This window comes from Rhodoblastus sp. (assembly GCF_041915505.1).
Classification (GTDB): Bacteria; Pseudomonadota; Alphaproteobacteria; order Rhizobiales; family Beijerinckiaceae; genus Rhodoblastus.
On record NZ_JAYSBG010000095.1, the window covers coordinates 1 to 10,878 of the forward strand.

The window sequence follows — 10,878 nt, forward strand, 5'->3', positions numbered from 1 at the left end:
CGGCGACTGGGGCCAGGCGCTCGGACAGGTTCCCGTGCTGGGCGACGTCGCGCCCTGGCGGCTCGCCGTCGTGCTCGACGTCAACGACAATGCCGCGCGCGTCGGCCTGCAGCCGCCGCGAGAGAAATCCGGCGATATTTCGCGAGTGCGCGAAACCGGGACCATCACCGCCGACGGCGCGCGCTGGACGCGCAAGCGTCTCAAACAGGCGCTCTCGCCGGGCGACGTGGTCTATGTCGAGTCGATCGACGGCAAGCCGGGCCAGTTCCGCCTGCGTCAGATTCCGGAAATCTCGGGCGCTCTGGTCGCGATGGACCCCTATACCGGCCGCGTCTTCGCGATGGTCGGCGGCTTCTCCTTCGACCAGTCCTCGTTCAACCGCGCCACCCAGGCCTTGCGCCAGCCCGGTTCGTCCTTCAAGCCCTTCGTCTATTCGGCGGCGCTGGACAATGGCTATACGCCCTCCTCGATCATCCTCGACGAGCCGATCGAGATCGCCCAGCCGGATGGCTCGGTCTGGCGGCCGGAAAACTTTGAATCCGGCAATTACGGCCCGCATACGCTGCGCTATGGCATCGAGCATTCCAAGAATCTGATGACCGTGCGGCTCGCCCGCGACATCGGCATGCCCTTGATCGCCGAATATGCCCGCCGGTTCGGCGTCTATGACGACATGCTGCCCGTCCTGTCCATGGCGCTCGGCGCCGGCGAAACCACGCTGATGCGCATGGTCACGGCCTATTCCATGCTGGCCAATGGCGGCAAGCGCATCAAGCCGACCCTGATCGACCGTATCCAGGATCGTTGGGGCCATACCATCTATCGTCACGACGAGCGCGAATGCCTCGGCTGCGACGCGCCCAAATTCGAGGCCGACAGCGAGCCCAAGCTGGTCGACAAGAGCGAGCAGGTGCTCGACCCGCTGACCGCCTATCAGATCACCTCGATCATGGAGGGCGTGATCCAGCGCGGCACCGGCGTCTCGATCCGCGAGGTCGGCAAGCATCTCGCCGGCAAGACCGGAACGACCAATGACGCCAAGGATTTGTGGTTCGTCGGCTTTTCGCCCGATCTCGCGGTCGGCGTCTATCTCGGCTACGACAAGCCGCGCTCGATGGGCGATTCGGCCCAGGCCGCGCTCTATGCCGCGCCGATCTTCCGCGATTTCATGAAAATGGCCTTGGCTGACAAGCCGGACACCCCTTTCCGCGTGCCGCCGGGCATCAAGCTGATCTCGGTCGACGTGAAATCCGGCATGCGCTCATCCGGCGCCGGCTCGATCATGGAAGCCTTCAAGCCCGGCACCGCCCCGCCGGATTCCTACGGCGGCGGCGCGAGTGCGGCTCATTCGCCCGGCACCGACCAGCAGGTCGGCTCTGGCACGGGCGGTCTTTACTGACCGCTCGAACACGGGAGCCAGCCATAAAAACCGCCTGAGCGGTTTACAGCCGGCGTTCCCGCCATTATCTGTGCCGTTCTCTTTCTTTGAGACAGGAATCGTCATGCGCGCGGAAGCCGTGTCGCTCGTAGAGCAGATCAAGCAGTCAGTCGGGCTGCTGAGGAGGCATCTTTGACGTCGAATCGTCGACCCGCCGCCTCGCCGAACTGAACGCCAAATCCGAAGAACAGAATTTCTGGGACGATCCCGAAAACGCGCAGAAACTGATGCGCGAGCGGACCGATCTCGAAGAACGCCTCGGCTCCGTCGAGCGCCTTGAGCGCGAGCTGGAGGACGCCGTCACGCTCATCGAACTGGGCGAGATGGAGGGCGACGAATCCGCCGAGAACGAGGGCATCGCGCTGCTCAAGGGCGTCAACGCCGAGGCCGAGCGCAAGCAGGTCGAAGCCCTGCTCGCGGGCGAGGCTGATGGCAACGACACCTTCATCGAAGTGCATTCCGGCGCCGGCGGCACGGAAAGCTGCGACTGGGCGCGCATGCTTTTGCGCATGTACACCCGTTGGGCCGAGCGCCACAAATACAAGGTCGAGCTGATCGAAGAGACGCCGGGCGACGAAGCCGGCATCAAATCGGCCACCATTCTGGTCAAGGGCCATAACGCCCATGGCTGGGCCAAGACCGAATCCGGCGTGCACCGGCTGGTGCGCATCTCGCCGTTCGATTCCAACGCCCGGCGCCATACCAGCTTCGCCTCGGCCTGGGTCTATCCGGTGATCGACGACAAGATCGACATCCAGATCAACGAAAGCGATTGCCGCATCGACACCTATCGCTCATCCGGCGCGGGCGGCCAGCACGTCAACACCACCGATTCGGCGATCCGCATCACCCATATTCCGTCGGGCATCGTGGTCGCGTGCCAGATGGAGCGTTCGCAGCACAAGAACCGCGCCACGGCGTGGAACATGCTGCGCGCGAGGCTCTACGAACAGGAGCTGGAGCGCCGCGAGGCCGAGGCCAACAAGGTCAACGCCACCAAATCGGAGATCGGCTGGGGCCACCAGATCCGCTCCTATGTGCTGCAGCCCTATCAGATGGTGAAGGATCTGCGCACAGGCGTTGTCTCCGGCGTGCCGGCCGACGTGCTCGACGGCGATCTCGACGCCTTCATGGAAGCCGCGCTGGCCCAGCGCGTCCACGGCGGCGGACCCGAGAGCGTCGAGGACGTGGAGTAAAGACCGCCGTCATTGCGAGGGCCATAGGGCGTCGGAAGACGGGCTATGGTGAAGCAATCCATGCAACCTTTCAACAGGTCGAACGGTGGATTGCTTCGCTTCGCTCGCAATGACGAATGGGGCGATTTTCGCCTAATCGATCAGCGCGGCCAGCGCTGAGCCATTCGCGCCGCGCCTCATGGCGAGGACGCGGATCGGCGCGGCCCATTGGGCGATTTCCGCGCGCGTAACCTCAAAAGCCACGCTCGACTCGCCACTCTCGCTGACGACGACCGCCGCGATGTCCACGCCCCTCGCGCGCAAGACTTCGACGGCCGTGAGCGTATGGCTGATCGTGCCGAGATAATCGCCGACGACCAGAACGACGGGAACGCCGCAGGCGACAATCCAGTCCAATACGGTCTTTTTTTCGTCGAGCGGGACCATGACGCCGCCGACGCCTTCGATCAAAACCAGATCGGCCGGCGACGCCGAATTCTTTCCGCCGTCATTGCGAGCGGAGCGAAGCAATCCACCCGGCGAGCGACGAGCCGCGAGGTCGATTGCTTGGTCGCCCGCAGCGCCTCGCAATGACGTTTCTATGTGGTCCTGCGCCAGCATGTGGCGCGAAAAAGCGAACAACGCCTCGCAATCCAGCGTCTTTCCCTCCGCCCGCGAGGCCATGTTCGGCGCCAACGGCGCCTTGAACCGCCAGGGCGAAACCCGCGCCACCGCCACATCGCTGGCCGCCTCGCCGAGCGCGGCGAGGATTTCGCCGGTGTCGCTCCCGGCGATTTCGCCCTTGTCGAAGCCGGAGATGACGGGCTTATAAGCGGCGACCCGCATATTCTTGGACCGCGCCAGCCGGATCAGGGCCGAGGTGACATAGGTCTTGCCGATTCCGGTTCCGGTCGAGGTGATGAAATAAGAAATGGCCAATCCGAACGCCCCGAACGATCTGCTGCATCACGTCTGGCTGCCTTACACCCAGATGCAGACCGCCCGCCAGCCCTTGCAGGCCGTTTCGACCCAAGGCTCGCTGATCCGGCTCGCCGATGGCCGCGAATTGATCGATGGCATCGCAAGCTGGTGGACCGCCTGCCACGGCTACAATCACCCCCACATTCAGTCGGCTTTGCGCGACCAGCTCGAAAAGATGCCGCATGTCATGTTCGGTGGCCTCGTCCACGAACCGGCCCTGCGGCTGGCGGAGCGGCTGGCGGCGAAAGCGCCCGGCGACCTCAACCACGTCTTCTTCGTCGACAGCGGCTCGGTGGCGGTCGAAGTGGCGATGAAAATGGCCGTGCAATATTGGCTCAACAAAGGCCACAGCCGCCCGAAAATGGTCTCGTTCCGCTATGGCTATCACGGCGACACCATGGCCTGCATGTCCGTCTGCGATCCCGACGAATCCATGCACGCCCTGTTCAAAGACTATCTGCCGAAACAGATTCTGGCCGAATTGCCGACCGATCCCGCGTCAGAACAGGCTTTCGACGCCCTACTCGCGCGTGAAAAGCACCAGATCGCCGCCGTTCTGATCGAGCCTTTGGTACAGGGCGCTGGCGGCATGAAGTTCCATGCGCCCGAAGTCCTGCGCCGCGTCGCGGAGGCCTGCCGGCGCCATGGCCTATTGCTGATCGCGGATGAGATTTTCGTCGGTTTCGGCCGCACGGGAACCCTGTTCGCCTGCGAACAGGCCGGCGTGACGCCGGACATCCTCTGCCTCGGCAAGGGCTTGACTGGCGGCGCCCTCTCGCTCGCCGCGACACTCGCCCGCCCGTATGTCTATGAGGCTTTCCTGTCGGATGACCCGACCCGCGCCTTGATGCACGGCCCGACCTTCATGGCCAATCCGCTGGCCTGCGCGGCCGCCAACGCCTCGCTGGACCTGTTCGAAGGCGAGCCGCGGCTGGAACAGGTCGCGCGAATCGAAGCGCAACTCAAAGACGGCCTGGCGCCCTGCGCCGACATTCGCGGCGTGCTGGATGTGCGGGTCAAAGGCGCGATCGGCGTCGTGCAATGCGAATCGCTCGGCGACGCCGCCGCCTTGCGGGAAAAATTCGCCGAACAGGGATTCTGGATCCGTCCGTTCGGCGATATCGTCTATCTGACGCCCGCCTTCACGATTTCAGAAGCTCAGCTCGCCGCCCTGATGGGCGCGATTTCCTCGACATTGCCGGGCTGGCTCTCAAGATCGTAATGCGCGCTGCGCTCCTGGACTTCCTGCACCTTCAGGCCAAGACGGGCGATCAAAGCGCGGTCTTCCTCGGCGTCATTATTGGCCGTGGTCAGCAGTTTTTCGCCATAGAAGATCGAATTCGCGCCGGCCATGAAGCACATGGCCTGCGCTTCGGCGCTCATTTCCGAGCGGCCGGCCGACAGGCGCACGCGCGAGCCCGGCATGACAATGCGAGCCACCGCGATCATCCGCACCATGTCGAAGGCGTCGACCGGCGTGCGGCCTTCCATCGGCGTGCCGCGCACCGCGACCAGCGCATTGACCGGCACGCTTTCCGGATGCGGGTTCATTTCGGACAGCACGCGCAGCAGCGAGGCGCGGTCGAATTCCTTCTCGCCCATGCCGATAATGCCGCCGCAGCAAATATTGATGCCGGCGGCGCGGACGTGGCTCAGGGTCTCCAGCCGGTCCTGATAGGTGCGGGTCGAGATGATCTCGCCGTAAAATTCCGGGCTGGTGTCGAGATTGTGGTTATAGGCGGTCAGGCCCGCATCCGCGAGGCGCTGGGCCTGATGCGGCTGCAACATGCCGAGCGTGACGCAAGCCTCCATGCCGAGATCGCGCACGCCCTTGACCATATCGACCACGGAATCGAATTCCTTGCCGTCGCGCACCGAGCGCCAGGCGGCGCCCATGCAGAAGCGTGAAGCGCCGGCCTCCTTGGCGACGCGGGCGCGGTCGAGCACGAAATCGACGTCGAACATCGTTTCCTTGCTTTGCCCGGTCTTCTTGGCGAAATGCGCGCTCTGCGGGCAATAGCCGCAGTCTTCGGCGCAGCCGCCGGTCTTGATCGACAGCAGGCTGGCGAGCTGGATCGTGTCGTCATGATATTGACGATGGACATTTTGCGCGCGATTCACGAGATCGAGCAGCGGAAGGGCGAACAAGGCCTCGATTTCGGCTTGCGTCCAGTCGTGGCGGATGGGGGCTTTACCGGAAATGTGCGGGGTGGAAGTCATGACGTTCCCGTGACTTTTGCGTAGCGCTGTCTTATCAGAATGGCGGCAAATGGCAAAAACTCCTATTTACCGCGCCTATTGCGAGACCCGCGCCGCGCAGGACCGCTTGCGCGGGCTACAGGACGCGATTCTCGCGCCCGGCGGCCGCATCCGGCGCGGCGGGCGCGAATTGGTCAATTTCGCCAGCAATGACTATCTCGGCCTGAGCCAGCATCCGGCTCTGGTGGAAGCTGCCTGCTCATATGCGCGAAAATATGGCGCGGGCGTCGCGGCCTCGCGGCTGGTGACGGGCGAAAACCCCGAATTCGCGCGGCTTGAGGCGCGGATCGCCGCCGCCAAGAACCAGCCCGCAGCCCTCGTGCTCGCCGCCGGCTATCAGACCAATCTGACCGCGGTCGCCGCTCTGGCTGACAAGGATGTCGCGGGTCGGCCGGTGACCGTGTTGGCCGATCGCCTCGCCCATCATTCGCTGCTGCAAGGCGCGCAACTCTCCGGCGCGCGATTGATGCGCTTCCAGCATAATGATTACGACCATCTCGAAGGTCTTTTGCGCGTTCGGACCGCGAAGGGCGATTATTGCGTCATTCTCACCGAAAGCGTGTTCGGCATGGACGGCGACCTCGCCGATCTCGGCCGCATCGGCGCGCTGGCGCGGGATTTCGGCGCCCTGCTCTATGTCGACGAAGCCCACGCCACCGGCGTGTTCGGCGCGCGCGGTTTTGGCCTGTGCGAGGACCACGCCGATGTGGTCGATGTCGCGATGGGCACCTTCGGCAAGGCGCTGGGCGGCTTCGGCTCCTATCTCGCCTGCGACGCCGACATCCGCGAATTTTTGATTCAGCGTTGCGGCGGGCTGGTCTATTCGACCGGGTTGCCGCCCGCCGTCCTCGGGGCCATCGACGCCGCGCTGACGCTGGTTCCGGCTATGGCCGAACAGCGGAAAACCCTGCTGGCGCGGGCGCAAGCTCTGCGCGAGGCCTTGACCGCGCAGGGCTGGTCCTGCGGCGGCAGCGCCAGCCAGATCATTCCTGTGATCGTCGGCGGCGAGGCCGAAACGCTGGCGCTCGGCGCGGAACTGGAGCGGCGCGGCCTGCTGGTTGCGGCGATCCGCCCGCCGACCGTGCCGCAAGGCTCCAGCCGACTGCGGATTTCGCTGAGCGCCGCGCATAGCCAGCAGGACATCGACACCCTGGCCGCCAGTCTGGCCAAATTCGCGCCGCGTTACGCCGGGGCGGAGGCGTGAGGCTGATTTTCGTCCACGGCTGGGCTTTGGAACCGGATATCTGGGACGCGCTCGCGCCGCGCCTCGCTTGTTTCGCGCAAATGCGGGTCGATCTCGGCTTTTTCGGCGCGCCAGACCTTCCGGATTTGCGCGATGGCGACATTCTCGTCGGCCATTCCATGGGCCTGTTATGGGGCTTGAGCCAGCATGCGGATTGGGCGGGAATCGTCGCCATCAACGCCTTCGCCCGCTTCACGCTGGACGACGCGGGACATGGCTGCGTCAAGCCTGCGTCGCTGCGGGCCATGCGGCAGGCGCTGGAGCGTGACCCTCAGGCCTGCGCCAATGCTTTCCGGGCGAGTCTCGGGCTTGCGCCGGCGCGCGGGCGGGCGCAAAAGGAGCGCCTGATGACCGGACTCGACCTGCTGCGCGACGGCCAAGTCGCGGCTTTGCCGGAAGGCGCCGCTTTGCTCGCGCTGGGCGCCGAGGACGATTCCCTCGCGCCCCCCGCCGCGACGCGCGACCTCGCGGCTCTGACCGGCGGCGCGTTGGCGCTGAACGCGACAGGCGGCCACGGCCTGCCCTGGACCGCGCCGGATTTCTGCGCGGAGCAAATCCTCGCCTTCCTGAAAGCCCATGACGCCTGACGCCAAAGCCATCATCGCCGCCTTCGACGCGGCGGCGGAGACCTATGACGAGGCCACGCCCATACAGCGCGACGTCGCGCGCGAACTGGTGCGGCGCGCGGCCGGCGCCGTGAGCGCGCCGCCCAAAACCATTCTCGATCTTGGCGCCGGCGCCGGCCATGTCACCGGCTTCGCCCTCGGCGAATGGCCCGCCGCCGAGCTCACCGCGCTCGATGCCGCCCCCGCCATGCTGCGTCGGCTCAGCGCCAAATTTCCCAAAGTCGAAACCATCGCCCGTGACGCGCGCACGCTGGACGGGCTGCCGCGCTACGACCTGATCCTGTCGAGCATGATGCTGCATTGGCTCGCCGATCCGCGCGCCGCGCTGGCCGAATGGCGAAAACATCTTGCGCTCGGCGGCCTGCTCTGCGTCGCGACGCCGGTCGCCGGCAGCCTGCCGGAATGGCGCGAACTGACCCGCGCGGCGGGCGTGGCCGACCGGCTCTGGGCCTTTCCGAAAGCCGATTTCGCCGATGGTCTCGGCGCCGAGGTCGGGCGCGCCGATTTTTCCGCACATTATTCCGACGCCAGACATTTCCTGCGCACGTTGAAGGACGCGGGCGCGCATCAATCGCGCCCCGGCGCCAAGCCGACGTCAACCGGCGCCCTGCGCCGGGCGTTGGCGGCGAAGACCGCTTTCACGGCGACATTTCACGTGACCTTCATCACCTTCCGCGACGCCGGATGATCGGCGACTTGCCACGTGTTTGACGCCTCCTCGCCTGACGGCCTGAGCGCGCCGGGCCGCCGCCAGGACGACGGCGACGCCCCCACGATCTTCTTGAATGCGCGGCTGAAAGACGCCTCCGATCCGTAGCCGATTTCGGCGGCGATGGTGGCGATATTCGCCTTGCCATGCAGCAGAAGCTCGGCCGCCATCTGCATCCGCCAGCGTGCGAGATAATGCATCGGCGGCTCGCCGACGAAATCGGTGAAACGCTCCGCCAGCGCCGAGCGGGACAGCCCCGCCTCCCTCGCCAGATCCTCGATCGTCCAGTTGCGGGCCGGGCTTTGGTGCAGCAAGGACAAGGCCTTGCCGACGAACGGGTCGCGCAGGCCGGAGAGCCATCCCGCCTGTCCCGGCGGCAGTGCGTCTATGTGCCGGCGAACCACCTCGATGAACATCAGCTCGCTCAATCTGGCGAGGACGCTTTCGCCGCCGGCCCGTCGGTCAGCCGATTCCTTCGTTGCGAAGCGAATGAAATGGCTGAGCCAGCCGACGTCCCCGCCCTGTGGATCGCAGGCCTTGATGACCGGCGGCAGGTGATCGAGCAGAGGATTGAAAGGGCGCGAGTCGCAGGCGAGATAGCCGCAGACCAGCCTGGCTGTGGGCGGACCGACAGCGCCGAAATTGAGCGTGAACGGCAATTGGCTGCCGGCGAGCGACCCGAGCCCTTCCGGCGCGGCGGGACCGGCCCGCAGGCCGGGCGCGCTCGCCAGCACATGCGGATCGCCCCTGGTGAAAACGATGACCTCGCCGGCGTTCAGCTCGACCGGCGCTTGGCCGAGGATATTGGCGAAGCATCGGCCTTCCGTGAGCACGTGATAGGCGATCAGGTGCTCGGCGCCCGGCAGGATCATCGGCAGGATCATGTCACGCGGCGGCGATTCCGCGACCCAGGGCGTCCTGGCCGCGATGTCGAAAAAGGTCGCGCCCGTCAGGCGAACGGCCTTCAACACGTCGGAAAGCGCGTCGGCTGTCATCTGAGGTCGCCCGGACGTCTGCGCAGGGGTTCAGGACGGTCGGACAAGAGATGCTGAAATTACCGACGCCGCGTCAAGTCTTGCGGACGTCCGATCATTCGTCCGCATCGCGACCGAGCCTAGAATGAAATCGTCGAAGTGGAGGAGAAAACCATGGAACTCTATGTCATTCGCCGTCGCAGCGCCTGGGCCGACGAGAAGCGGCTCGAAGCCGCCGGAGCCGTCTCGGCCCGCATCGGCAATGAACAGATGGCCGACCGCGTTCGCTGGATTCGCAGCTATGCCGTCAAAGAGCCGGATGGACGGCTTGGGTCGGTCTGCATCTACCAGGCGCGGGACGCGGAATCGCTGCGCGAACACGCCCGCCGGGTCGGAATGCCTGCCGACGAAATCTTTCCCGTCTGCAAAAGCGTCATCGTTCGGGACGATCCGGTCGAGGCGGAAGCAGCCGCCTGAGCGCGCCCGCCGAAAGGTGAACGAGCGAAGGCCGAACCGCCGCAAGCGGCTCGGCCTTCGGTTTGTGTGGCTGCGGCTAGACCCCGACCAAGGCGAAATCGAGCTTGCCGTCCTTCATCGGCGGCGCCCAGTAATAGCCGCCATTGACCGGCCGCGAAAAGGTGAAGAGCGCGTCCGCGATCCCGTCCTCGACGCCGGCCATGCGCTCCATCATGCGCTCGAACGGATCGAGCGAGGCGCCATAGGCGATGAATTCCAGCCCGGAGCCGTCATTACTCGCCCAGGGCTGCGAGCGCCGCCACATGAAGGCCGCCGGCGCGAAACTCTCCTGCGCCGTGCGCTTCACATGGGCGCTTTCCGGCGCGTCCGCCAATTCCTGATTGTCGCTGAGGCGGCGCCCGATCACATTGTCGCGATGCGCCTCGGGATGGGCGTTGAACCGGGCGAGATCATGCGTCCAGCGCTGCACCGCGACGAAACTCGAACGGGGCGTGGCGCTGTCCGGCGCGGCGATGGCCACGGCCTCGCGCTTGTCAGGACCCGGATTTTCCGTGCCGTCCTCATAGCCGGTCAGGTCGCGCCCGCCGGCGTAAGTGAACGTGTCGACCGCGTCGGCCAGTTCGAAGGATTCCCCCAGCAGCGCGTCGAGCTTCAGCGACAGGTCGAAAACGTCGCCCCGGCTCGCGCCGCGCAGGAAAATCCACAAGGCGTGCTGGTTCGACGGGATGGTCGCGGCGCCGCTGGCAAAGGCCGGGAACATCCGCAGGCCGGGAATTTCCTTGCCCAGAGCGCGCACGAGCGGGTCGCCCAGCGCGACCACGCCCCAGGACGGATCAAAGTCCTGCGCAAGGCGCGCCAAAGCCGGCCGTGGGTCGCTCTCGAAGCGCACCGCATAGCTGACGGACCGGCCGTGTTCCGGCAAAGGTTTCAGAATGGACGGCTGGTAGGTCAGGCGCATGCAGGGCTCCGCAAGGTTTAGCTTACGGAGAAGCTCTA

The 10,878-nt window shown here is 65.6% G+C and carries 10 protein-coding genes and 1 pseudogene; 7 read left to right on the top strand and 4 right to left on the bottom strand.

Annotation, left to right across the window (positions count from 1 at the left end; all coding sequences use genetic code 11):
* The coding region (locus tag ACE3S9_RS08100) for a penicillin-binding protein 1A (protein ID WP_374545937.1) at positions 1-1,399 on the top strand (1,399 nt) is incomplete at its 5' end.
* 103 nt (positions 1,400-1,502) lie between these two features.
* Positions 1,503-2,634 (top strand): peptide chain release factor 2 gene (prfB, locus tag ACE3S9_RS08105; protein WP_374545938.1). Its coding sequence is split into 2 segments (ribosomal slippage): positions 1,503-1,571 and positions 1,573-2,634, totalling 1,131 coding nucleotides; the frame shifts between segments, so codons are not numbered across the junction.
* 132 nt (positions 2,635-2,766) lie between these two features.
* Here the strand turns inward: prfB and bioD are convergent.
* The gene (bioD, locus tag ACE3S9_RS08110) at positions 2,767-3,552 is read right to left on the bottom strand and encodes an ATP-dependent dethiobiotin synthetase BioD (protein WP_374545939.1); all 786 of its coding nucleotides are present in this window, start codon (positions 3,550-3,552) and stop codon (positions 2,767-2,769) included.
* Here bioD and ACE3S9_RS08115 point away from each other — a divergent pair.
* Positions 3,545-4,816, top strand: a complete 1,272-nt coding sequence (locus ACE3S9_RS08115) for an adenosylmethionine--8-amino-7-oxononanoate transaminase (RefSeq protein WP_374545940.1) — start codon at positions 3,545-3,547, stop codon at positions 4,814-4,816. The two genes, bioD and ACE3S9_RS08115, sit on opposite strands and share 8 nt — an antisense overlap.
* A gap of 17 nt (positions 4,817-4,833) precedes the next feature.
* Here the strand turns inward: ACE3S9_RS08115 and bioB are convergent.
* A pseudogene (gene bioB, locus ACE3S9_RS08120) lies at positions 4,834-5,814 on the bottom strand (biotin synthase BioB); the annotation flags it as partial.
* A 49-nt stretch (positions 5,815-5,863) separates the two neighbouring features.
* On the opposite strand from bioB, the gene ACE3S9_RS08125 reads away from it, so the two are divergent.
* The 3 genes from ACE3S9_RS08125 to ACE3S9_RS08135 are packed head-to-tail and all read left to right on the top strand — an operon-like array spanning position 5,864 to position 8,410.
* On the top strand, positions 5,864-7,057 hold the full coding sequence (locus tag ACE3S9_RS08125; protein ID WP_374545941.1) for an aminotransferase class I/II-fold pyridoxal phosphate-dependent enzyme: 1,194 nt from the start codon (positions 5,864-5,866) through the stop codon (positions 7,055-7,057).
* Positions 7,054-7,683, top strand: a complete 630-nt coding sequence (locus tag ACE3S9_RS08130) for an alpha/beta fold hydrolase (protein ID WP_374545942.1) — start codon at positions 7,054-7,056, stop codon at positions 7,681-7,683. Before ACE3S9_RS08125 ends, ACE3S9_RS08130 begins: the two co-directional genes overlap by 4 nt.
* Complete coding sequence (locus ACE3S9_RS08135) at positions 7,673-8,410, top strand: methyltransferase domain-containing protein (RefSeq protein WP_374545943.1); 738 nt, start codon at positions 7,673-7,675, stop codon at positions 8,408-8,410. Before ACE3S9_RS08130 ends, ACE3S9_RS08135 begins: the two co-directional genes overlap by 11 nt.
* Here ACE3S9_RS08135 and ACE3S9_RS08140 read toward each other — a convergent pair.
* On the bottom strand, positions 8,374-9,426 hold the full coding sequence (locus ACE3S9_RS08140; RefSeq protein ID WP_374545944.1) for an AraC family transcriptional regulator: 1,053 nt from the start codon (positions 9,424-9,426) through the stop codon (positions 8,374-8,376). The genes ACE3S9_RS08135 and ACE3S9_RS08140 overlap by 37 nt on opposite strands.
* 153 nt (positions 9,427-9,579) lie before the next feature.
* On the opposite strand from ACE3S9_RS08140, the gene ACE3S9_RS08145 reads away from it, so the two are divergent.
* On the top strand, positions 9,580-9,882 hold the full coding sequence (locus ACE3S9_RS08145; protein WP_374545945.1) for a nickel-binding protein: 303 nt from the start codon (positions 9,580-9,582) through the stop codon (positions 9,880-9,882).
* A gap of 76 nt (positions 9,883-9,958) precedes the next feature.
* Here ACE3S9_RS08145 and ACE3S9_RS08150 read toward each other — a convergent pair.
* On the bottom strand, positions 9,959-10,878 hold a 920-nt coding region (locus tag ACE3S9_RS08150), incomplete at its 5' end, for a Dyp-type peroxidase (RefSeq protein ID WP_374545946.1).